Annotated in this window: 20 protein-coding genes, 1 tRNA gene and 1 other annotated feature; of the genes, 14 read left to right on the top strand and 7 right to left on the bottom strand. The window is 38.2% G+C overall.

Features of this window, described 5'->3' with window-relative positions; translation table 11 throughout:
• Positions 1-5: 5 nt before the first annotated feature.
• The 5 genes from NSQ77_RS10375 to rpmH all read right to left on the bottom strand — a co-directional run bounded on the left by NSQ77_RS10375 (position 6) and on the right by rpmH (position 3297).
• The gene (locus NSQ77_RS10375; protein ID WP_339230810.1) at positions 6-875 is read right to left on the bottom strand and encodes a hypothetical protein; all 870 of its coding nucleotides are present in this window, start codon (positions 873-875) and stop codon (positions 6-8) included.
• A 335-nt stretch (positions 876-1210) separates the two neighbouring features.
• Positions 1211-1825: an RNA-binding cell elongation regulator Jag/EloR gene (gene jag, locus NSQ77_RS10370; protein WP_339230809.1), complete on the bottom strand. Its 615-nt coding sequence runs from the start codon at positions 1823-1825 to the stop codon at positions 1211-1213.
• Between the two features lie 14 nt (positions 1826-1839).
• A complete protein-coding gene (spoIIIJ, locus tag NSQ77_RS10365) occupies positions 1840-2598 on the bottom strand; it encodes a YidC family membrane integrase SpoIIIJ (protein WP_339230808.1) in 759 nt (252 codons plus the stop codon).
• An 89-nt stretch (positions 2599-2687) separates the two neighbouring features.
• A complete protein-coding gene (rnpA, locus tag NSQ77_RS10360; RefSeq protein WP_339230807.1) occupies positions 2688-3029 on the bottom strand; it encodes a ribonuclease P protein component in 342 nt (113 codons plus the stop codon).
• A 133-nt stretch (positions 3030-3162) separates the two neighbouring features.
• Entirely contained in the window at positions 3163-3297 is a 135-nt protein-coding gene (gene rpmH, locus NSQ77_RS10355; protein WP_011067894.1) for a 50S ribosomal protein L34, read from the bottom strand.
• An 885-nt stretch (positions 3298-4182) separates the two neighbouring features.
• On the opposite strand from rpmH, the gene dnaA reads away from it, so the two are divergent.
• The 8 genes from dnaA (at position 4183) to NSQ77_RS10315 (ending at position 15130) form a co-directional block, all read left to right on the top strand.
• Positions 4183-5526, top strand: coding sequence for a chromosomal replication initiator protein DnaA (gene dnaA, locus NSQ77_RS10350; RefSeq protein ID WP_339230806.1), 1344 nt, complete (start codon positions 4183-4185; stop codon positions 5524-5526).
• A gap of 236 nt (positions 5527-5762) precedes the next feature.
• A complete protein-coding gene (dnaN, locus tag NSQ77_RS10345) occupies positions 5763-6899 on the top strand; it encodes a DNA polymerase III subunit beta (protein WP_339230805.1) in 1137 nt (378 codons plus the stop codon).
• A gap of 390 nt (positions 6900-7289) precedes the next feature.
• Positions 7290-7505, top strand: a complete 216-nt coding sequence (yaaA, locus tag NSQ77_RS10340; RefSeq protein WP_339230804.1) for a S4 domain-containing protein YaaA — start codon at positions 7290-7292, stop codon at positions 7503-7505.
• Between the two features lie 113 nt (positions 7506-7618).
• A complete protein-coding gene (gene recF / locus NSQ77_RS10335) occupies positions 7619-8731 on the top strand; it encodes a DNA replication/repair protein RecF (RefSeq protein ID WP_339230803.1) in 1113 nt (370 codons plus the stop codon).
• Positions 8732-8883: 152 nt separating this feature from the next.
• A complete protein-coding gene (locus NSQ77_RS10330; RefSeq protein WP_339230802.1) occupies positions 8884-9165 on the top strand; it encodes a DUF370 domain-containing protein in 282 nt (93 codons plus the stop codon).
• An 86-nt stretch (positions 9166-9251) separates the two neighbouring features.
• Entirely contained in the window at positions 9252-11177 is a 1926-nt protein-coding gene (gyrB, locus tag NSQ77_RS10325) for a DNA topoisomerase (ATP-hydrolyzing) subunit B (protein ID WP_339230801.1), read from the top strand.
• A 183-nt stretch (positions 11178-11360) separates the two neighbouring features.
• Positions 11361-13877, top strand: a complete 2517-nt coding sequence (gene gyrA / locus NSQ77_RS10320) for a DNA gyrase subunit A (protein WP_339230800.1) — start codon at positions 11361-11363, stop codon at positions 13875-13877.
• A 146-nt stretch (positions 13878-14023) separates the two neighbouring features.
• The gene (locus NSQ77_RS10315) at positions 14024-15130 is read left to right on the top strand and encodes an HD-GYP domain-containing protein (RefSeq protein WP_339230799.1); all 1107 of its coding nucleotides are present in this window, start codon (positions 14024-14026) and stop codon (positions 15128-15130) included.
• Positions 15131-15171: 41 nt separating this feature from the next.
• On the opposite strand, the gene NSQ77_RS10310 is transcribed toward NSQ77_RS10315, so the two are convergent.
• Positions 15172-16128, bottom strand: a complete 957-nt coding sequence (locus NSQ77_RS10310; RefSeq protein ID WP_339230798.1) for a YaaC family protein — start codon at positions 16126-16128, stop codon at positions 15172-15174.
• A 185-nt stretch (positions 16129-16313) separates the two neighbouring features.
• Here NSQ77_RS10310 and guaB point away from each other — a divergent pair, with 185 nt between their 5' ends.
• From guaB to NSQ77_RS10290, 4 genes are all read left to right on the top strand, one after another.
• Positions 16314-17786 (top strand): IMP dehydrogenase, encoded by a 1473-nt coding sequence (gene guaB / locus NSQ77_RS10305; protein WP_339230797.1) that lies wholly within the window; start codon positions 16314-16316, stop codon positions 17784-17786.
• A gap of 152 nt (positions 17787-17938) precedes the next feature.
• Positions 17939-19273, top strand: a complete 1335-nt coding sequence (locus tag NSQ77_RS10300; protein ID WP_339230796.1) for a serine hydrolase — start codon at positions 17939-17941, stop codon at positions 19271-19273.
• 412 nt (positions 19274-19685) lie between these two features.
• Positions 19686-19910 (top strand) — a binding site (T-box leader).
• Between the two features lie 63 nt (positions 19911-19973).
• The gene (gene serS / locus NSQ77_RS10295; RefSeq protein WP_339230795.1) at positions 19974-21248 is read left to right on the top strand and encodes a serine--tRNA ligase; all 1275 of its coding nucleotides are present in this window, start codon (positions 19974-19976) and stop codon (positions 21246-21248) included.
• Positions 21249-21350: 102 nt separating this feature from the next.
• Positions 21351-21443, top strand: a tRNA-Ser gene (locus NSQ77_RS10290).
• Positions 21444-21509: 66 nt separating this feature from the next.
• Here NSQ77_RS10290 and NSQ77_RS10285 read toward each other — a convergent pair.
• Positions 21510-22244, bottom strand: coding sequence for a GTP pyrophosphokinase family protein (locus NSQ77_RS10285; RefSeq protein WP_339230794.1), 735 nt, complete (start codon positions 22242-22244; stop codon positions 21510-21512).
• Between the two features lie 364 nt (positions 22245-22608).
• Between NSQ77_RS10285 and proC the strand changes: the two genes are divergently transcribed.
• The gene (gene proC / locus NSQ77_RS10280) at positions 22609-23421 is read left to right on the top strand and encodes a pyrroline-5-carboxylate reductase (protein WP_339230793.1); all 813 of its coding nucleotides are present in this window, start codon (positions 22609-22611) and stop codon (positions 23419-23421) included.
• 13 nt (positions 23422-23434) lie between these two features.
• Positions 23435-23719: a TIGR04104 family putative zinc finger protein gene (locus NSQ77_RS10275; RefSeq protein WP_339230792.1), complete on the top strand. Its 285-nt coding sequence runs from the start codon at positions 23435-23437 to the stop codon at positions 23717-23719.
• Positions 23720-23736: the final 17 nt, after the last annotated feature.

The raw sequence follows: 23736 nt of genomic DNA, 5'->3' as shown, positions 1-23736 counted from the left end.
TATGCCTATTCCAGTAATTCCGATGGCCTGCCTAATAGCTTAATTGCTGCACTTGGAATTTCATATTCCACCAATAACTCCTGCGATGCGTTAGCATATCTTCTAACCTTCTCCCACGGTTCACCTTTTGAATTTACGAGATACTTTTCTTGAATTTTTGGATCTGTTAAATCATAATACGTGTTTTTCACCTTGCTTAAGTCAATTTTTACGATACGAAGGTCGTGGGCGCTTCCCTTATCCATAATATTTGATGTGGCGTTTTTCAGCGCTACCTCTAAGCTTTTCGTTGTAGAAATATATTTCGAACCTTTGAAATTCTTCTTGCCGCCATTATTAACATGCCCAGCAATGGTTATATGCTCGCGTTCAGGGGCTTTTGCAAAGATGCCTTTCGTCGGATCCTCGTCTTCTCGTAAAACCCGATAAACAGTATTGCCATTGGAATCTTCATCAATTTCAATATCGTCAATTGTTTCTTTAGCTTGATCCAACGTATTATTGACGTCATCAACTGCATCTGACGAATCATCATTCCCAGTGAACTCGCCGACTGCATCATCCACTGTTGTCATTAATTCACTAATATAACTAACAATGTTATCAAATACTTCTTTAATATTCTCTAAAGCCGTATCAATTGTTTCCCCTACATCATCAAACCAATCCGTAACAGTGTCCCAAACTGTTTCCTCTATATCCGTGGCAGTTGTTGCTATAGAACTTGCTAAATAGGTGGTTTCTACATTCTCACTGGCATAAGCAGGAAAGCTAAATTCCTCAGCCTTTGTAGCTGTTGGTTGAAAAAAAGGAATAATACATACCGAGAAAAATATAAGAAACGCAGTAATTATCAGAAAATGGTACCTTTTCACTTTTGTTCCCTCCTCTATTTTTATTCAGTCAGGAAATAGCTATATCATCAAATTCTATTTCCGTAGTCACAAGTCTATGTAAATCTGCTCTTTAACTGACGAAATTGTCTTATTACTTATTTAGTATACCGAATTTTCCGAAAAAATAGTTGTTATGATCATGAATGCTATGACAGATAAGCTTCTTAAATTGCAATAACGATACTATGTTTTCTAATTTTTCCACATACTAAAAATACCACAGCACTCTATCCTGTGGTATAGTCGAAAAGAGCTAGTTTTAAGTAGTTATATTTACACAAAAACCTCCTGGAGACAGTCTCCAGGAGGTTTCTTTATGGTTTAATGACGATATGCCGATGTGGCTCTATTCCATCTGAGTACGTTGATACGTCATTATTTTCTTGCAATGCACTATGAATAATCTTTCGTTCAAAAGCCGGCATTGGCTCAAGAGCAACTTTTTTATTTATGCGCTTTGCTTTATCTGCCATTTTATATGCCAAGGATTCGAGTGTTTCTTTTCTTCTGCCTCGATATCCTTCTGCATCTAATACAACGGTGTAGTAAGCTTTTTTATCTTTATTAATTGCAAGATGCAATAAATATTGCAAAGCATTTAGAGTTTGTCCCCGTTTTCCAATTAAAATGGCGATATTATCGCCAATCAATTCATAGGTAACCTGGTTCCCCTCTACCGTCGTCTTTACGTCAACAGAAAGATTCATGTTGCTTGCTATTTCTTTAATCAGCTTCTCTGCTTCTTGTATGGGATTTTTGGCTATTGTCACTTTCACAACGGCACGCTTCGATCCAAATATGCCGAGTACACCTTTTTTCCCTTCATCGATTACATCTATTTCTACCTGGTCCTTCGTGGTGTTTAACTGCTCTAATGCCGATTGGACCGCTTCTTCGACTGTTTGTCCACTAGCAGTTATTTCTCTCACTATTTTCTCCTCCATTACTTATTCGTCATCATCGGTTTGTTAATGAGAAGTGTTTGAACAACCATAAAGATGTTACCTGTTACCCAGTATAATGCTAACGCTGCTGGGAAGAAGAATGCCATAACACCAATCATAATTGGCATTACATAAAGCATAACCTGCATTTGCATTGCCATTTGCGGATTTTGCTTGGAGGCAGAATTTGTTGACATCATCAGTTTTTGCTGCAAGAACGTAAATGCAGCTGTTAATATTGGTAAAACATAGTCTGGCGAACCAAGTTCAAACCATAGGAAGTTATGAGTACTAATTTCAGTAGTACGCATAATTGCATGATACATTGCAATTAGGATTGGCATCTGCACAAAAATCGGCAAACAACCGGCAAGTGGATTTACACCATTTTTCTGAAATAGTTCCATTGTCTCCTGCTGCAGCTTCTGCTGTGTATTAGCATCCTTAGAGCTATGTTTCTTTTGAATTTCCTGAAGCTTCGGCTGAATTTCCTGCATTGCTTTTGAGCTTTTTAATTGTTTAATACTTAACGGTAAAATCAATAAACGAATCAAAATCGTTACAATAACAATCGATAGTCCATAACCTTCATTAAAGATTTCAGCTATTTTAATAATTACCCAGGATAGCGGGTAAACAAAAATCGTATTCCAAATTCCTTCACTTTCGGCTGTAATCGGTTGATTTACCTCCGTACAACCAGAAAGAATTGCTACTAAACCTACGAAGGTTATCAGCAATAAAATCTTTTTACGCAATTTATTTCCTCCTTCATATGACCCTCACACGCTCTACCTGTTATTTTATCCTAATTACACATAAGATTCTATCTTAAAATGACTTTTTCCTATTTATTTAAAAGCTTTTCCTTATACAACAAATGTATCAAGCTCTTTTTGATTTCCTCAAAGCCCATATCCTTTGTTGGATTTCTAGCAATAATTACGATATCATAAGGGTTTTCAATGTTATTCTCTAGTTCCTGGAAGGCTTGTCTTAAGTAACGCTTAATTCTATTCCGCGTTACAGCATTTCCTATTTTTTTACCAACAGAAAGACCAATGCGAAAATGCTCCTGATCTATCTTCTTTACATAATAGATAACAAGCTGTCTGTTAGCAAAGGATTTCCCATGCTTAAACAAGTACTGGAATTCTTCATTTTTTTTAATACGAAACGCTTTCTTCATCTTTATCACCTTTATTTATACTTAAACAAAACCGCTTGCAATAAATTATGTAGAAAAAAGGCAGCTGCAGACACTGCCTTTTCTCTTATTCTTCCGCCAAAAAGCAGAAAAAGACCACTGACTTTTCAGTGGCCTATGCAGATAATACTTTTCTTCCTTTACGACGACGGCGAGCTAAAACATTACGTCCGTTTTTTGTACTCATGCGCGCGCGAAAGCCATGTACTTTTTTGCGTTTACGGTTATTTGGTTGAAACGTTCTTTTCATTTATTCTGCACCTCCCCAAGGGATCCCTTTATAATATCTGAATTTAAATAATAACTAATCCAATAGACAGTCCTTGACATTATACGAAAAACAGCCATCATCTGTCAACTTAGATTTCGAATTTCTTTATCCACAGCTGGTGTTTATAATTTCTTTTGGATTTTTTTCTATCCACAATAGCTATTTACAAGTTAAGCACAAAATATAGTAGTGTGGATAGTTGTTGTGCACAAGGTCTTGAATATGTGGATAACTATCCGATAACCATTGCTTTATTCACTTTTATTTGATATTATATTTATGTTTTAATCTGTGGAAATCAAAAACAGCAGTAAAAGTTATTCACATTCTGTGGATAATATGTGGATAGTTGTTCACAGTACATCGTATAACCTTTTCCACATATTTGTGGATAACGTTTATAAGCATTATTCTTCTTTATTATTCATATGATTCGCTATCCACAAGTATTTATTTGCCACAGCTATGAAAAAGAGATTTCAACTACCCAAATATTTTTACCTTGTATATGTCAACATATGTTCTACAACATATATATGTCATGCCTTTCCGTCTTATTCAAGATTGAGAGAGGCTTTTTCTGTCATGAACAAAAGCGGAAGCGCCCGGTTAGCGACGTGCGGACTGCGCCCGAACTTTGGGATAGTTCAACGGGTCGAACATTCTTACGAAAGATATAAAGGAAACGAGACGACCGTAAGAAGTCGATGCCCGATTTCACCGCAAGGGTATAAGTGCGACTAAGCCTCATGTCTTGCCAGTCAGCAAGTCTTCTTTATTGTACGAAGGTGAGGGAAGTCTCGCTAGTCGCTGGGCGCTGGAGCTGGACATGCATAAACCAATTTGAAAGGAGTGAGCTAGATTTTGGAAAACATCGAAGAATTATGGGTTGCTACACTTGAGAAAATTGAAGAAAAAATTAGCAAACCCAGCTTTGATACGTGGTTAAAAAACACAAAGGCTGAAGCTATTGAAAAAAATACATTGATTATATCAGCACCAAATGAATTTGCTAGAGATTGGCTGGAAACACAGTATACAGAACTCATATCCGATATTCTTGGTGAAGTCACTGGTACCAAATTAGATACAAAATTTATCATCCCTACTTCAAATACGGAAGTAGATGATACAAAACAAGTGGCAAACCCAAAAGCCGAATCCAGCACAAATGATATGCCTAAATCCATGCTTAATTCCAAATATACATTTGATACTTTCGTAATCGGCGCAGGAAATCGATTCGCCCATGCTGCGTCCTTAGCTGTAGCAGAGGCACCCGCTAAAGCTTATAACCCACTCTTTATTTATGGTGGCGTTGGACTTGGAAAGACCCATCTAATGCACGCGATCGGGCACTATGTTCGTGAACATAACCCAAAAGCAAAGGTTGTCTATTTAACATCAGAAAAATTTACAAATGAATTTATCAATGCCATTATGGACAACAAATCAAATAGTTTCCGTAATAAATATCGGAATATCGATGTTCTATTGATTGATGACATTCAATTTATTGCTGGAAAAGAGTCGACACAGGAAGAATTCTTCCATACATTTAATGCCTTGCATGAAGAAAGTAAACAAATTATTATCTCAAGTGATCGGCCACCAAAGGAAATTCCAACATTGGAAGATCGATTGCGCTCACGCTTTGAATGGGGATTAATTACCGATATCACGCCACCAGATTTAGAAACGAGAATTGCAATTTTAACCAAAAAGGCAAAGGCTGAAGGACTGGACATTCCAAATGAGGTTATGCTTTATATAGCAAATCAAATTAATACGAATATCCGTGAATTAGAAGGGGCGCTTATTCGCGTTGTTGCATACTCCTCACTTGTTAATCAAGATATTGATGCTTCTCTTGCTGCAGATGCGTTAAAAGATATTATTCCGAGCAGCAAGCCAAAAGTAATAACCATTCAGGGGATCCAAGAAGTTGTAGCGGAGCGATACAATATTCGTATAGAAGATTTTGCAGCAAAGAAACGTACTAAATCCATTGCTTTTCCTAGACAAATTGCAATGTACCTTTCAAGGGAACTTACCGACTTTTCTTTACCAAAGATAGGTGAAGAATTTGGTGGACGAGATCATACAACAGTCATTCATGCACATGAAAAAATCTCGAAGCTACTTGAAGAGGATTCCGATTTAAATCGTGATATTGAGGATATAAAAGAAACATTAAAAACAATTTAGCCTGCTATCCACATGTGAATATTGTTTATAACTGTGCAAACATATAAACAAGTTATGCACATGTGGAAAACTTTGTTGTTTTTGAGTGAATTGCACTTATCCACATAATCACAGCGCCTATTACTATTATTACTATTTTTTATATAATAATAAATATATATAAATACATGTTCAAAAAGAAAATACTAACTTATGAACAATCTATAAAAGAACTTCCAAATTAGGAGGATATTTTCATGAAATTTATTATCAAACGTGATCGATTAATTGCAGGAATACAAGATGTTATGAAGGCAATCTCATCGAGAACCGTTATTCCAATTCTTACTGGAATGAAAATTGAAGCAAAACAGCATGGAATTACATTAACAGGAAGTGATTCCGATATTTCCATTGAGTCTTACATACCTGCTGAAGAGGATGATATGGTGTATGTAGAACAAATTGAGGAAGGGCAGATTGTATTACAAGCAAAATATTTCCCCGATATTGTTCGCAAATTACCAGAGAATACAGTGGAAATTGAAGTTGATTCGAATCTGAAAGTTACGATTCGCTCTGGAAAAGCTGAATTTAATCTAAATGGTCAGGATGCCGAGGAATACCCACATTTACCAAAACTACAGACTGATGATAGCTTTGAGATGCCGATTGATTTACTAAAAAGCATGATTAAGCAAACCGTATTTGCTGTATCCACAATGGAAACTCGACCAATTTTGACAGGTGTTAATTTGAAATTAGTCGACAAAGTTCTATCTTTTACAGCAACTGACAGCCACCGTTTGGCAAAAAGGGAAATTCCTGTCGCAGATGCAAACATTGAATTTCAGCAAGTTGTTGTCCCAGGGAAAAGCTTAAACGAATTATATAAAATTTTAGATGATACCGAAGAAACGGTTGAAATTAGTGTTACAAACAATCAAATTCTTTTCCGTACGAAACATTTAAATTTCTTATCTCGTTTGCTTGATGGGAATTATCCAGAAACATCCCGATTAATTCCAGAACAAAGTAAAACGAAGATTCAAGTAAAAACAAAGGAATTACTTAACACAATTGATCGTGCTTCGCTTCTGGCAAAAGAAGAACGCAATAATGTCGTTCGATTATTTACACCAAATGAATCAATCATTGAGATCTCCAGTAATTCACCTGAAGTTGGTAATGTTGTAGAAGAAATCGGCATCCAATCTATGGAAGGCGAAGAGCTGAAAATATCATTCAGCTCGAAATATATGATTGATGCGTTAAAAGCAATTGAATACGATGAAGTAATCATTGAATTCACAGGTGCGATGCGGCCTTTTGTCATTCATCCACTTAACGAGGATTCGATACTGCAATTAATTTTGCCGGTACGTACATTTTAATACCTAAGGAAAAAGCTCTGTTAAGGGCTTTTTTTCGTTCATAGCAAAATATAAGCCCTTTTTACGGGTTTTTATGACAATTAGAGGTCTTACCTTTCCTTTCCCCGAAAACTTTAGTAAAATAGGTATATAAGGCAATTAAAAGGATGTATACGGCTGGGGAATCGAAATTCTGTTTGATTCGCTTCTAAGTCAGATTTTTACCACACATTAAAGGGCTGTAATATCCTCATCTCCCGGTCTGAGGAAACGAATCACATGAAGATGGAGAATAAAACAGCCTGTAAATTCCTGATTCTGCTCCATGGAACTCCCATGGAATGAAGTTTCGCTTTACCACATCATCTGCAGCGATGTGCCTATAAAATAACATAAGAATTGGTGATGAACATGCATGAAGAAATTAAAATAAATACAGAATACATTACTTTAGGTCAATTTATTAAGCTGATTAATATTCTGGAATCTGGTGGAATGGTGAAGGCCTTTCTGGCAGATGTAGGTGTGTTGGTAAATGGAGAATTGGAACATCGACGCGGAAGAAAGCTTTATCCAAAGGATGTAGTTGAAATAGAAGATGTTGGAACTTTTATCGTTGGAAGCTGATTGCATCCAGCACTTTCTGACGTGGTTGACTAGAATTTAATTTTATTGGTCATCATGCATGCAGCATGTGAAGTTTTTACCAATGAAATGATGGAAAAAGAGGATTAATTTGCATGCACATTGAACAGCTTCAATTAACAAATTACCGTAATTATGAAAAATTGGATATCTCTTTTGATGATAAGGTAAACGTTATTATCGGCGAAAATGCCCAAGGGAAAACAAACCTGATGGAAGCAATTTATGTAATGGCCTTTACCAAATCACATCGAACTCCACGTGAAAAGGAGCTTATCGGGTGGGATAAAGAGTATGCTAAAATAGAAGGTAGAATAACCAAACGCAATCAATCCATTCCCCTTGAAATCATTATTTCTTCCAAAGGAAAAAAGGCTAAATTAAATCGTCTCGAGCAAAAGCGCTTAAGTGATTATATTGGGGCGATGAATGTTGTGATGTTTGCCCCAGAGGATCTAACCCTTGTCAAGGGACCTCCACAAATACGCAGACGTTTTATCGATATGGAGCTCGGTCAAATTCAACCGAGATATATTTATCATTTAGGACAGTATCAAAAGATACTGAAACAGCGCAATCATCTATTAAAACAAATGCAAAAAAAACGAACCACTGATTTTACAATGCTTGAGGTACTATCCGAGCAATTGATTGAACATGCCTCCACATTATTGGAAAGACGGTTTGTTTTCATGGATTTATTACGCAAATGGGCAAAGCCAATTCATCACGGAATCAGCAGAGAGCTTGAAAACCTTGAAATTCACTACAGTGCTACAATAGAAGTATCAGAAGACGCAAACATGGAAAAAATAGGTACTATCTATCGTGACAAATTTAAAGAGGTACAGGAAAAAGAGGTTGAACGCGGTACAACATTAATTGGGCCACATCGGGATGACTTGATTTTTCATGTAAATGGAAAGGATGTTCAGACTTATGGTTCCCAAGGGCAGCAACGGACAACTGCACTATCCATTAAATTAGCTGAGATTGAACTCATTTACGGGGAAATCGGAGAGTATCCCATACTGCTTTTGGATGATGTATTAAGTGAACTGGATGATTTCAGACAATCCCATTTATTAAATACCATTCAAGGACGTGTTCAAACCTTCGTTTCCACTACAAGTGTAGATGGAATTCATCATGAGACATTAAAACAAGCAGAGCTTTTCCGTGTTACGGATGGAAATGTAGACAAGTAGTGAATCGTGAAGAAGCAGCTACAAGGTTATGTTTGAAAGAGGCGTGAACAGAATCAGGAATTTACTTGCTGTTTAGACTTACGAATGCTTAGAAGTAAGGTATGACAGCTTGTTTATGCGTGATAAACTCAATTAAAGGTGGAGGGCTACCCGTGTTTATTCATATTGGAAATGACAACGTAATTCATTCTGATGATATCGTGGCAATTATTGATTATAATCTGGTGCCATCCTCCACGATTATGGATGAGATGATGACGGCAGCAAAGCAAAAGAAACAAATCATTGGCCCGAAAAAAAGTGCCAAATCAGTCATGATAACGAGAGATGCAATTTATTACAGTTCGCTATCGGTATCTACGTTAAAGAAAAGATCGAGCATGATTTCGACGATTAATAAATTGGATGATTACTCGGAGGAAATCGTACCTTAAGCATAAGCAACAGTGAATTTAATTTCACTGCTAATATAGATTTTTTACCGTATTACGCGTAGTTCAATAGAAATGAGTGTGAGAAAATGTCAATGGAAGACAAAATTACAGACAACCAAGCATATGATGCTGACCAGATACAAGTATTAGAAGGTTTAGAGGCGGTACGCAAACGTCCTGGAATGTATATCGGTTCTACGAGTGAGAAAGGTTTACACCATCTTGTATGGGAGATTGTTGATAACAGTATTGATGAAGCATTAGCCGGATATTGCGATCATATTCAGGTAATCGTTGAAAAGGATAATAGTATTACTGTAAAAGATAATGGACGTGGAATCCCGGTTGATATTCAGAAAAAGACTGGAAGACCAGCACTGGAAGTTATTATGACAGTTCTGCATGCCGGTGGTAAATTTGGCGGTGGCGGCTATAAAGTTTCGGGTGGACTGCATGGTGTAGGTGCTTCGGTTGTGAATGCTTTATCAAAAGGCTTGGAGGTATATGTTCATCGTGATAATAAAGTCCATTTTTTAGGCTTTGAAAAAGGAGTTCCAGTCGGAGAAATTGAAGTTGTTGGGGAAACGGATATTACTGGTACGATTACCCATTTCACACCAGATCCAGAGATTTTCACTGAAACAACTGAATATAACTTTGAAACATTGGAACAACGTCTCCGTGAATTGGCATTTTTAAATAAAGGGTTAACGATAACAGTTGAGGATAAACGAACAGATAGTGAGCCAAAATCATACTTCTATGAAGGTGGGATAAGCTCTTACGTTGAATTTATTAATAAAAATAAAGAGGTACTGCACGAGCCATTCTATGCTGAGGGAGAAGAAGAAGGGATTTCGGTTGAGGTTTCCATTCAATACAACGATGGATTCGCGAGCAATCTTTATTCCTTTGCTAATAATATCCATACGTATGAGGGCGGAACACATGAGGTTGGATTCCGTACTGGTTTAACTCGTGTGATTAATGACTATGCGAGAAAGAGCAATTTGATTAAAGAGAATGACGCAAACCTTTCTGGAGACGATGTCCGTGAAGGAATGACGGCAATTGTTTCTGTAAAACATCCAGATCCGCAATTTGAAGGGCAGACGAAGACGAAGCTAGGAAATAGTGAGGTACGTACCATTACAGATTCTTTATTTAGTGAGGCGTTCTCAAAATTCCTATATGAAAATCCGACTACTGCCAAAATAATCGTAGATAAGGGTTTAATGGCTTCCCGTGCGCGCCTGGCAGCGAAAAAGGCACGTGAATTGACACGAAGAAAAGGTGCATTAGATGTTTCTAGTTTGCCGGGAAAACTAGCAGATTGTTCATCGAGAGACGCATCTATTAGTGAGCTCTATATTGTGGAGGGAGATTCTGCGGGTGGTTCAGCAAAATCCGGCAGGGATCGACATTTCCAAGCGATACTTCCATTACGAGGTAAAATTTTAAACGTCGAGAAGGCTCGTCTTGATCGCATTTTATCCAACAATGAAGTAAGAGCTATGATTACGGCACTTGGTACAGGTATCTCAGAGGATTTCGATATTTCGAAAGCCAGGTACCATAAAGTAGTTATTATGACAGATGCAGATGTAGATGGTGCACATATACGAACATTATTATTAACGTTTTTCTATCGTTATATGCGTCCATTAATTGAACATGGATATATTTATATTGCACAGCCTCCACTTTATCAAATAAAGCAAGGGAAAGCACAATACTATGCTTACGATGAGAAGGAATTAGACCGCATTTTATCAGAAATTCCACAGGCGCCAAAGCCGGGTATTCAACGGTATAAAGGTCTTGGTGAGATGAATGCAGAGCAATTATGGGATACAACAATGGATCCAGAAAAACGTACTCTGCTCCAAGTTGAATTATCCGATGCTATTGATGCAGACCAAGTATTCGACATGCTTATGGGAGACAAAGTCGAACCAAGAAGGATCTTTATCGAAGAAAATGCCCAATACGTTAAGAATTTGGATATCTAAACGAAATGCAAAGCATTCTTATTCGGGTGCAACTAGTCAGGAAAAGACACAGATGATTGTTTAGATATCGAAAGGCTATGACCGCCAAGCAGCTATAAAAAGGCGTTCAATCGATAAATAGAGTAGTAATTTACGGAAGGTAATCACTATTGATCGTAAATAGTGATAGGAGGTAAAGAAGGAATGGCAGAGGAAAAACGTCCAAACGTACAGGAAATTAATATTAGTAAGGAAATGCGTACATCTTTTCTTGATTACGCAATGAGTGTTATCGTATCACGCGCATTACCAGATGTACGTGATGGCATGAAGCCAGTGCATCGCCGGATATTATACGCGATGAATGATTTAGGAATGCATTCGGATAAGGCGCATAAGAAATCAGCCCGTATCGTCGGTGAAGTTATCGGTAAGTATCATCCACACGGGGACTCAGCAGTTTATGAAACAATGGTGCGGATGGCACAGGATTTCAGCTATCGCTATATGCTTGTAGATGGTCATGGAAACTTCGGATCGGTTGATGGAGATTCTGCAGCTGCGATGCGTTATACCGAGGCTAGAATGTCAAAGATTTCAATGGAGCTATTGCGTGATATCAATAAAGATACTATTGATTATCAAGATAACTACGATGGTTCTGAAAGAGAGCCTGTCGTATTCCCAGCTCGTTTCCCTAGTTTGCTTGTAAATGGAACCTCAGGAATTGCCGTGGGAATGGCAACAAATATTCCACCACATAACCTGGGAGAAACAATTGACGCTGTACTTGCGGTTAGTAAGGATCCAGAAATTACTGTAGATGAACTGATGGAAGAGTATATTCACGGTCCTGACTTCCCTACTGCAGGTCAAATATTAGGGCGCAGCGGTATTCGCAAAGCCTATGAAACTGGAAAAGGATCTGTTACAATCCGGGCAAAAGTGAATATTGAAGAGAGCTCAAATGGGAAAGAAACGATTATTGTTACAGAGTTACCTTATCAGGTAAACAAAGCGAAATTAATTGAAAAAATCGCTGAACTAGTTCGTGATAAGCGGATTGAAGGAATTACGGATCTGCGTGATGAGTCGGATCGAAATGGTATGCGTGTTGTGATGGAGCTTCGCCGTGATGCGAATGCCAATGTTATTTTAAACAACTTGTATAAACATACGTCACTTCAAACAACATTTGGTATTAATATGCTTGCATTGGTTGATGGTCAACCGAAAGTATTAACAATTAAGCAATGCTTAGTGTATTATCTAGAGCATCAGAAAGAAATTATTACACGTCGTACTGCATTTGAATTAAGAAAAGCAGAAGCACGTGCCCATATTTTAGAAGGTCTACGTATTGCGTTAGACCATTTAGACGAAGTGATTTCCTTAATTCGTAATTCTAAAACAGCAGACATTGCTAGAACTGGGCTAATGGAACGCTTTAAGCTTTCAGAAAAACAAGCACAAGCGATTCTTGATATGCGCCTGCAACGTCTAACAGGTTTAGAACGTGAGAAAATTGAAGAAGAATACAATGAATTGCAAAAACTAATCAGTGAGTTGAAAGCAATTTTGGCGGATGAAGAAAAAGTACTGGAAATTATTCGTGAAGAGCTTCTTGAAATAAAAGAACGTTATAATGATGACCGCCGTACAGAGATTGTAGCTGGTGGTGCTGGATTCTTTGAGGACGAAGACTTAATTCCGGTAGAAAATATTGTTATCACGCTTACACATCAAGGGTATATCAAGCGTTTGCCAGCTTCAACCTACAGAACGCAAAAACGCGGTGGCCGCGGAATCCAGGGAATGGGAACGAATGAAGATGATTTTGTAGAACATCTTGTATCGACATCCACGCACGATACGATTCTTTTCTTTACGAATAAAGGAAAGGTATATCGGGCTAAAGGGTATGAGATTCCTGAGTTCAATCGAACAGCTAAAGGAATTCCAATTATCAATCTGCTTCAGGTTGAAAAGGGAGAATGGGTCAATGCAGTTATTTCTGTTAACAGCTATGAAGAAGATGCCTTCCTATTCTTTACAACAAAACATGGAATTGCTAAGCGTACATCTTTAGCTAAATTTGCGAATATCCGAAAAGGCGGTTTAATTGCAGTTGGTTTGCGCGAAGAGGATGAACTGATTTCTGTACGATTAACGGACGGCAACAAAGATATTATGATAGCAACAAAAGAAGGTTATCTTATTCGATTTGAAGAAACACAGATTCGAGAAATGGGACGAACTGCTGCGGGTGTGAAGGGTATTTCACTGCGCGGTGAGGACGAAGTTGTCTCCATGGAAATCGTTGAGCCAGGTTCAAAAATTCTCCATGTCACAAATAAAGGATTCGGTAAACAGACACCGGAAGCAGAATACCGCAGAATAAACCGCGGTGGTAAAGGGGTTTTCACATGTAAACTTGATGAGAAAACTGGTCATGTTGTAGCGGTGAAAGACGTAACGGGTGAAGAGGAGCTTATGCTGATTACAATAGCTGGCGTCTTAATTCGTATCCCTGTAGCGGAGATTTCCACAACTGGACGTAATACAAAAGGTGTTCATTTAATTCGTTTACAAGATGGAGAAGAAGTAGCAACGGTTGCTAAGGTTGATAAAGAAGAAGAGGAAGCGATTGAAGAGGCAGAGGTAGTACAAGATGCAGTCCCAGAAATAGAAAACACAGATACAGATATGAACGAAGAATAATTTGACAGCCTGTCTATAGATGACTCAGAAAGTAGCATACTCCCTGAGTCATCTTCTTTATCAGGGGCCAACTGTAGCATGTATAGGAGGCGTCTCCGACGGAATGTAGTTTCACTTTTTTATCTGAATAAATGGGGGAAAATAATATGCGAGTAGAGCCTTCACAATTAATTCCAGGCTGTGTATTACTGAAGGAAGTAAGGGGTAAAACGAATCGTCCAATTATCCCGGAACATACTGTATTAACAGAAAAACATATTGTTATACTGGAAAAGTTCCTTGTTGAATCAGTAGATGTTGCATCCACCCTTTCGAACGGAGAAACTTTTCAAGGAAGACCAGTTCAGAAGAAGGAAAAGCAGCAGGTAAAAAGGAAAAATACGTATGATCGTCAAAAGACACTTCCATTTGCTGAGCACTATATAGATGTAGCGACTGCATATAAACAACAGTTCCAAAAATGGCAAAATGGAATGCCAATTGATATTTCGATTGTCCGTAAATTAATAATGCCACTATTGGAACGTACAGAAACAATGGATACCGAAAAAATTTATCGGCTGCATACATATAGTACGAAAGAAGATTATATATACTTCCATAGTGTTGCAGTTTCCCTCCTCTCAGCATTTATTGGAAGGAAAATGGGGCTTTCAAAAGGAGAATGGCTTCAAAGTGGTATTGCTGGATTATTAAGTAATTGCGGAATGGCACGGTTGGATTTCTCTACCCTGACTAAGAAGGGCACCTTAACACCAGGCGAATGGAAGGAATTCAAAAACCATCCTACGTATTCGTATCGAATGATCGAGCATTTACCGACAATCACAGCAGGAGTAAAATTAGGGGTCCTCCAGCATCATGAACGTCTGGATGGCACTGGTTATCCACTAGGTATAACAAATGAAAAAATCCACCTGTTTGCTAAACTTATTGCGGTGAGTGATACTTATGTTGCGTTAACAAGCGAGCGCATGCATGCAAAAAGAAAAAATCTGTTTCAGGCAATAGAAGTGGTCGAAAAAGACAAATATATGAAACTTGATGCACAGGTGTTAAACATATTGATTGATAATTTTGCTCATTTTTCCATTGGATTGGATGTAATCCTTTCCAATGGAAAGCATGGCGAAATTGTTTTTATGGAAACAACTAAACCAACAAAGCCAATGATTCGAATTACAGAAGATGATACGGTTATTTCATTGGAGCAAATGCCTGAGCTGTATATTAAAGAAATAGTAGGGAGCTAGCTGAAGCTAAGCTCCCTATTTGCCTGTTATGTATGCATAATTTAACGTAAGTCATTTTGCATTTTCATCGCGAGCAGTTCGGACCCGATTTGCTGTGGAATTTTCTGTGCAGTAATTTGCAAGAAATGATGGATTAGTGGATAATCCATATCTGCTTTGGATACGAATAAATCCCCCCACCATTCAGACTCGTAGCGACAGAGCATACTAAGGTTGAAAAGCAGCAAATAATGAATCATTACCTCTGAAATAGGCAGTAAAGCATCCCGGTATGCTGGAAAATAAAGCTGATCGGTCTCCAGATGCTTAAAAAATGGCCCATTCGAATAATCAACGTAATCTTCAAGCTGAATATCAATCATTAACTTTCCAGACTTAATCGCTTTTATAGTTGGGAGATAGTTTTGTATCCGTGCTATAAATGCCTTTTCCGTTAAATGATAGTTATCTAACAGTTTCGTTGGGAAATGCAGATGAACAGAGTTTGCTGAGCCGACTGCAGCTAATTTTTCCTGTTTTTGCAAGGCAAAGAAATCGTTCATTTCCGGCAGCAAGCTAAACAAAACCTCCATGCGAATTTTTTCAAAAGGCATCCTTTTTATAGAATACAAATGCTCTGAAAAATAAGGGAACATGCCATGCTGCTGTACTTTTACTTCATCATCTGTAAATGTATAGAATTTTTTCTTCCGTTTCCTTGCAGTTACGCCGTGAGCCAGCTGAGTGGTTGATTCTGGATAATCAGGACGTTTTGTAAGGAGGTATGCTTTTAATAAATGCACCAGCCCGTAAAAATATAAAACAGGCTGAACAAGCTCATCAGCTTTTCTCCCATTTTCATAAAAACGCTGACTGTGATCGAGCAAATACATGAAGGTGCTATAGTTCTGGTAACTTTTTGATTCGGCATCGTCCATTCCCAAATAACATTGATACAGGAAGTTTTGGGCATTTTGCTGTGCGTTTAAAAACGTATAAAACTCATCGACTTTTATCATGAAAATGACCTCTTAACTATTATAAAATTTTGAATCGATTTTCTTTTCGTTTCTTATCAAACTTTGTTGAAAAACTAAAGGTATTAGAGTAATGTATATAAAAATAGGTATTTATATATAATTTCTATATAGTTTGAACGTTAGACAGGCACACCATACATAACTTCATTAAGGAGGAATAAAAAATGAGAGAAGATAAGTTTGCAAAAGAGGGTTTAACATTTGATGATGTATTATTAATTCCAGGGAAATCAGAGGTTTTGCCTAATGCCGTTAATCTTAGTACACAGCTTACATCCAATTTGAAGTTAAAATCCCCATTCATTAGTGCTGGTATGGATACTGTTACAGAAGCAGAAATGGCAATTGCAATGGCACGACAAGGGGGATTTGGTGTCATTCATAAAAACATGTCGATGGAGGAGCAGGCAGAGCAGGTAGATCGTGTTAAACGTTCTGAAAGTGGCGTTATTACAAACCCATTTTTCCTTACACCTGATCACCAAGTGTATGATGCAGAGCATTTAATGGGCAAATACCGCATCTCTGGTGTACCAATTGTGAACAACATCGAGGAACAAAAGCTTGTAGGAATTTTAACAAACCGTGATTTGCGCTTTATTCAAGATTATTCAATTGCTATTTCAGATGTAATGACAAGTGAAAACCTTGTTACTTCTCCAGTTGGGACAACATTAGAAGAGGCGGAAAAACTTCTCCAGAAATATAAAATTGAAAAGCTGCCACTTGTTGACGAAAACAATATTTTAAAAGGTTTAATCACGATTAAAGATATTGAAAAGGTAATTGAGTTCCCGAATTCCGCAAAGGATGCACAAGGTCGCTTACTCGTTGCTGCTGCAGTTGGGGTAACAGGAGACGCAATGCTGCGGATTGAAAAGCTTGTTGAAGCAGGGGTCGATGCTATCGTAATTGATACCGCACATGGCCATTCAAAGGGAGTTCTTGATCAATTAAAAGCTGTACGTGCTGCGTATCCTGATTTGGATATTATTGCAGGAAATGTTGCCACTGCTGAAGGAACAAAGGCGTTAATTGAAGCTGGAGCATCTGTTGTAAAAGTTGGAATTGGACCTGGATCAATTTGTACAACTCGAGTGGTAGCTGGTGTTGGTATGCCACAAATTACTGCAGTGCATGATTGTGCTACAGCAGCAGCCGAATACGGAGTTCCGGTTATCGCAGATGGAGGAATTAAGTATTCTGGTGATATTGTAAAAGCATTGGCTGCTGGCGCACATGCAGTTATGATTGGCAGTATGTTTGCAGGGACAACGGAAAGCCCTGGAGAAACAGAAATCTATCAAGGCAGAAAATATAAAGTATATCGTGGCATGGGTTCTGTTGGAGCAATGAAAGCAGGCTCCAAAGACCGTTACTTCCAAAGTGACTCAGATAACAAAAAGCTTGTTCCAGAAGGTATTGAAGGGCGAGTTGCTTATAAAGGTGCACTTGCAGATACGTTCCATCAGTTAATTGGCGGATTACGCTCTGGTATGGGATATTGCGGAACAGGAACAATTGATGCGTTACGCAATGATGCACAGTTTGTACGCATAACAGGTGCTGGACTGCGTGAGAGCCATCCCCATGATGTACAAATTACAAAAGAAGCACCAAACTATTCGGTTAATTAAAGCTTTTATAATACGATGAATAAAAAAATAGATGCTGGGTCCTCCAGCATCTATTTTTTTAGTTTTTTATGTGGTAAAATAACAGATAGCTTATTCGAAAGAAAGAATGGCAAAATTAAAAAGATATACCGCAGGGTTGGAGGTACAGAAAGTTGAAACACAGCATGAAAAAGATATTCCCATTAGTACTTGCGATGCTTGTACTGATACAACTATTTATAACAGAGCCACTTACTGCACATGCTGCAAAGTCATTGGATTTAGGTGCTGAATCGGCAATTCTTGTTGATGCAGAAACAGGAAAGGTTTTATACGCAAAGAATCCTGATGTTGCGCTTCCACCGGCAAGTATGACTAAAATGATGACAGAATACCTTGTATGGGAAGCTGTTGAAAATGGTCAAATTACTTGGGAGACGACAACTCAGATTAGTGATTATGCTTACAGTATTTCTGCAAACACATCGTTTTCAGGTGTTGGATTGAAACAACAGCAGGAATATACAGTTCAAGAATTATATGAAGCAATGGCGATTAATTCAGATAATGCGACAACGATTGCGTTAGCGGAATTGATTGCTGGTTCAGAAGGCGAATTTGTTAAGTTGATGAATCAAAAAGCGGATGAATTAGGCTTATCCGAAGCTGAATTTGTTAATGCTTCTGGGTTAGATAATGAAGACTTAGGAGATAATCATCCAGAAGGAACAGATCCTCATGGGACAAACCTGTTATCAGCAAGATCTGCGGCACAGCTCGCTTATCACCTTGTTAATGATTACCCAGAGGCATTGGATATTTCAAAAATTCCAGAAACTGAGTTTGATGGACAAACTATCCGGAACTGGAACTATATGCTTCCACATGAAGGAGACAATCTAGGGCAATTTTTCTATGAAGGTGTAGACGGGTTAAAAACAGGATTTACAGACTTAGCTGGACATAGCTTCACAGGTACTGCAATCAGAGACGGTAATCGTTTAATTACAGTTGTTATGAGAACGAGTAGTGATACAGAGCGCTTCGTAGAAACAGCTAAATTATTGGATCATGGCTATTCAAAATTCCATGCTGAAGAGCTTTTCCCTGCTGGTTATCAGTCTGAGGATCAGGCAACAATTCCTGTAGCAAAAGGAAAAGAAGATGAAGTGAATGTATCATTAAGTGAATCAGTACGTATACCAATTCAAGAAGATGAAGCAGAATTATATCATATTGAATATCATATCGATGAAGATAAATTAAATAAAGACGGTGAGCTAGTAGCACCAATTGAAAAAGGAGAAGTAGTCGGAACTGCAGAGCTTGTCTATGATGGTGAGGTTGATTACGGTTATATTTTTGATGATTCAACCAGCCAAATTGACATTGTAACAGATGATGCAGTAGAGAAATCAAACTGGTTCATGCTTACACTCGGAGCTATTGGTGACTTCTTTGCAAACGTATTTACATCCGCTGTTGATTGGATTAAAGGGCTTTTTTAGTTAAATTCAATGTAGTGCAGACTTAGCAAAACGGATAGCTAGAAGTAAGATATAGCTGTTTACAGAGTTTAAGCAGCTATCGCCGTCCGGAATCGTTTCGGACGGATGCTTTCCGCGGGCACGGCTTCAGCCTCAAAGGAAGAAAACCACTTCCTTTGATTCTTCAGACACGTGCTGTTCCCGCAGGAGTCACCGTCCTACACTCATCCGGCCTGGTGAGAGGAATGACATTATCAATTGATTCCAATAATAATAGACAGTGGGAAAGTATTAGCGAAGTATGCTTCCCGATTGGATTATGTTTAAATCATAGTTGCACATTAAGTCGCATTTTGCTTCTAACACAATGATTTTAACTTGCATTCTGAATTAAAATTGCTTATGATAGCAATAATTATAATGACAATTAACTAAAAATGTATTGATAGGAAATAGTAATAGCATGTCTTCCTTAAGAGAGCCGGTGGCTGGTGAGAACCGGTGTTAGAATGCTGTGAATCCATCCTTGAACAGGTTTACGGAAAGGATTATGAATCCAAAGTAAGTAAACCCGGTGAAAAGCCGTTATGAACGATAAGCCGGAAGATTTTATCTTCAACAAGGGTGGCAACGCGGGAAATATACTCTCGTCCCTATATTTAGGGACGGGAGTTTTTTGATTTCTAAAGGATTTATCAATTTATATAAAGGAGGAATAATCATGTTAGACATGAAGTATTTAAGAAATAATTTCGAAGAGGTGCAAAACAGACTTGCTCATCGTGGAGAAGACTTATCTGATTTGGCTAAGTTTGGGACTCTAGATGAGAAACGCCGTGGATTGATTGCAGAAACAGAGGCATTAAAAGCAAAGCGCAATGAAGCAACGAAGCAAATTTCTGTTTTAAAAAGAGAGAAGAAGGATGCAGATCCTGCGATCAAAGAAATGCGCGAGCTAGGTGATCAAATTGCTTTACTTGATAAAGATCTGAAGGGTATCGAGGAAGAGCTGCAGCATATTATGCTGTCCATCCCGAATATCCCGCATGAATCTGTTCCAGTTGGAGAAGATGAGGACGATAATGTAAAAGTTCGTGATTGGGGTACTGTTCCAGCATTTGATTATGATGTGCAGGCCCATTGGGATATTGCAACAAATCTTGACATTATCGACTTTGAACGTGCAGCTAAAGTAACAGGAAGCCGTTTTGTTTTTTATAAAGGCCTTGGTGCTAGACTGGAACGTGCACTATTAAATTTCATGATGGATCTCCATGCAGATGAACACGGTTATGTAGAGATGCTTCCGCCACAAATTGTAAATCGTGCGAGCATGACAGGAACTGGCCAGCTTCCAAAATTTGAAGAGGATGCATTCAAATTGGAGGAGTGGGACTATTTTATGATTCCAACTGCAGAGGTGCCGGTAACGAATTACCATCGTGATGAAATTTTAACGGCAGGTGATCTGCCGAAGAAATATGTTGCTTTCAGCACAAACTTCCGTTCTGAAGCAGGGTCTGCTGGCCGGGATACACGTGGATTGATTCGACAGCATCAATTTAATAAAGTGGAGCTTGTTAATTTTGTGAAGCCTGAAGATTCCTATGAAGCATTAGAAACATTGACAGGAAATGCAGAAAAGGTGCTGCAGCTATTAAACTTACCATACCGTGTAATGAGCATGTGTACAGCTGATTTAGGTTTTACAGCAGCTAAAAAGTACGATATTGAAGTATGGATTCCAAGCCAGAAAACGTATCGGGAGATTTCTTCCTGCTCTAACTTTGAAGACTTCCAAGCACGCCGTGCAGGTATTCGTTTCCGCAGAGAAGCAAATGGCAAACCGGAATATGTGCATACGTTAAACGGCTCTGGGCTCGCAATTGGTCGTACAGTAGCAGCTATTTTGGAAAATTGCCAGCAAGCAGATGGATCTGTTGTTATTCCAGAGGCATTACGTCCGTATATGGGTGGAAAAGAAGTAATAAAGTAATTTGAGCTGTGCGGAGGCAACTCATGCCTCCGTTCTATCTTAAATAGGCTAAAAAAATTTGACATTCATTTTTGAGCATGATATATTATTTCTTGGCATTACGGAGGTATACCCAAGTCCGGCTGAAGGGATCGGTCTTGAAAACCGACAGGCGGGTCAAACCGCGCGGGGGTTCGAATCCCTCTACCTCCTCCATTTGAAAATAAAGCGCATAATAATTGGAGATAAAGAAAACCGCTGTTTTGCAGCGGTTTTTTCATATTATTTTTCCTTATGAAGGAAAGATTGTAAGAAGTTTAATGGAAGATGAACCTTCTCCTCTTCATTTAATTGTAAAAAATGAATATCATCATTTTCTATTGCCTGGTTTTTGATACTGTTCACTTCATTATTTAGATTTTCCATTTTAGAATCAAGTTTATTTGCTGCATTTGCCGCTTCCGTTAATTCTGCAATTAGATGGTGTGGGATTTCTCCATTATATTTATAGTAAATTTTATGTTCTAAGCTTGCCCAGAAGTCCATGGCAATTGAGCGGATTTGAATTTCAACAAAAACCTGTTCGGTTCGATCTGACATAAATACAGGAATCGACAAAATAAGATGCAGACTTTTATACCCGTTTGGTTTAGGATGTTTGATATAATCTTTGACTTCAGCAACGGTAATATCCTGCTGATTTTGAATCATTTCACTTACCTTATATATATCAGAAATAAAGGAACATACGATACGAATACCTACGATGTCTTTAATATTTTCGCGAATGGCATCCATCGACATATCTAAATTTTTACGATACACCTTTTTGAGAATACTTTCAGGCGATTTTATCCGTGATTTGATATGTTCAATAGGATTATAAGAATGCATATGCTGAAATTCCTCTTTCAGGATATTTAACTTCGTATTCATCTCATCTAAGCCAAATTTATAGGTTATCATGAAGCGTGTAAGCTCATTACGTATTTGTTTTAATTGCTGTAATTGATTCATGCTTTGATTCCTTTCAACTTTATTGATAAGCTTATTATATCAAATGCAGACGCATTCAGATAATATCTTGACAAATGAGCAAGAAGAGCTTATAGTCATAACAATCAAATCAAAAAAGATGAAGATTAGGCCAGTAGTACAATGACTGTCGGAGAGAGAATGGGATTCATAGGCTGGAAAATCCCTGCGCAGCAGCGTGTATGAACCTACCTAGGAGTCGTTAGCAATAAACTAACCGCAGGGAAAAACTGTGTTATCAATTTAGAGGTGGGCATAAATTCCAAATTAGGTGGTACCGCGGAACTGATTCCGTCCTTTGTTAAGGATGAAGAATCGGTTTTTTTATTTTTTAGGAGGTTGAGTCATGGATAAAAGGATTGCATTTTTAGGAGCCGGTTCTCTTGCAGAGGCAATGTTAGCAGGTATTATTAAAGCAGAAGTTGTAGCAAGGGGAAATATAATTGTAACCAATAAAAGTAATGAAGAGCGTCTTGCATACATTGAAAATCGCTATCGGGTACGTTGCTTGTCTGATAAGGAAGCAGTTTTTACGAATGCTGATATTATTATTTTGGCGAGCAAGCCAAAGGATGCAGAGGAATCAATTACGTCGATAAAACCTTATTTGAATGAGGAACAATTAATTATTTCAACAATTGCGGGACTATCGACCGAAAAGATTGAGAAGCTTATTTCGATGGAGATTCCAGTTGTCCGTACAATGCCGAATACATCAGCACTTATTGGACATTCCGCTACAGCACTTTCTGCAGGGAAGTATGTCGAACCGGAGCACCTTTTGCAAACGGATCAATTATTTCAAACAATTGGTATGACGAAGCTTGTCGATGAAAAGGACATGCACACTATTACAGCTATTTCTGGCAGTGGACCAGCTTTTATTTATTATTTTGTAGAGGCAATGGAAAAGGCTGCAATGGAATTTGGCCTTGATGGGCAAATTGCAAAGGAGCTTATTGCCCAAACGGTTATTGGAGCCGGGAACATGCTGCAGCAATCTGGTGAAACACCAGCAGTACTGCGGAAAAATATTACTAGTCCAGGTGGGACGACAGAGGCTGGTATTGCCGACTTAGATCGGCATAAATTTGAGGAAACGATTATTTCATGTATTCAGCATGCTCGTGATCGATCAGTTGAATTAGGCAGAAAGTAAAGGAGTGAAAAGGATGGAGACACCGGCTTGTGCATATTGCAAGAAGCAGTGGAGCTATTGGATGACATTAAAGAATCTGTTGCGAATAAAGATGAGTTGTCCACATTGTGGAAAAGAAAATTATTATGATTCAACGAAGAGCAACAGTTTCCTGACATTAATGCTTGCACCAGCGTTAATCATTATTGGCTCATTTCTAAACGTGCCATTGGGTTGGCTATTTGGGATTTCAATCCTGCTCATTTTATTTCATTTTTTGTTTTACCCTTTTCGTACGAAGGTAAGAAAAGCAGATTAAAAAAGGATGCACCGTAT

The organism is Oceanobacillus sp. FSL K6-2867 (genome assembly GCF_037963145.1).
GTDB lineage: Bacteria > Bacillota > Bacilli > Bacillales > Amphibacillaceae > Oceanobacillus.
The sequence above is the reverse complement of the archived record's forward strand: the minus strand, read 5'-3'. Positions and strand labels throughout refer to the sequence as shown.

Excerpts from the sequence above, each read along its gene's own strand:
- gyrB (WP_339230801.1), top strand. The coding sequence starts at position 9,252 with ATGTCAATGGAAGACAAAATTACAGACAACCAAGCATATGATGCTGAC.
- serS (WP_339230795.1), top strand. The coding sequence starts at position 19,974 with ATGTTAGACATGAAGTATTTAAGAAATAATTTCGAAGAGGTGCAAAAC.
- NSQ77_RS10310 (WP_339230798.1), bottom strand. The coding sequence starts at position 16,128 with ATGATAAAAGTCGATGAGTTTTATACGTTTTTAAACGCACAGCAAAAT.
- dnaN (WP_339230805.1), top strand. The coding sequence starts at position 5,763 with ATGAAATTTATTATCAAACGTGATCGATTAATTGCAGGAATACAAGAT.
- NSQ77_RS10275 (WP_339230792.1), top strand. The coding sequence starts at position 23,435 with ATGGAGACACCGGCTTGTGCATATTGCAAGAAGCAGTGGAGCTATTGG.
- rpmH (WP_011067894.1), bottom strand. The coding sequence starts at position 3,297 with ATGAAAAGAACGTTTCAACCAAATAACCGTAAACGCAAAAAAGTACAT.
- gyrA (WP_339230800.1), top strand. The coding sequence starts at position 11,361 with ATGGCAGAGGAAAAACGTCCAAACGTACAGGAAATTAATATTAGTAAG.
- guaB (WP_339230797.1), top strand. The coding sequence starts at position 16,314 with ATGAGAGAAGATAAGTTTGCAAAAGAGGGTTTAACATTTGATGATGTA.
- proC (WP_339230793.1), top strand. The coding sequence starts at position 22,609 with ATGGATAAAAGGATTGCATTTTTAGGAGCCGGTTCTCTTGCAGAGGCA.
- yaaA (WP_339230804.1), top strand. The coding sequence starts at position 7,290 with ATGCATGAAGAAATTAAAATAAATACAGAATACATTACTTTAGGTCAA.
- recF (WP_339230803.1), top strand. The coding sequence starts at position 7,619 with ATGCACATTGAACAGCTTCAATTAACAAATTACCGTAATTATGAAAAA.
- NSQ77_RS10285 (WP_339230794.1), bottom strand. The coding sequence starts at position 22,244 with ATGAATCAATTACAGCAATTAAAACAAATACGTAATGAGCTTACACGC.
- NSQ77_RS10315 (WP_339230799.1), top strand. The coding sequence starts at position 14,024 with ATGCGAGTAGAGCCTTCACAATTAATTCCAGGCTGTGTATTACTGAAG.
- rnpA (WP_339230807.1), bottom strand. The coding sequence starts at position 3,029 with ATGAAGAAAGCGTTTCGTATTAAAAAAAATGAAGAATTCCAGTACTTG.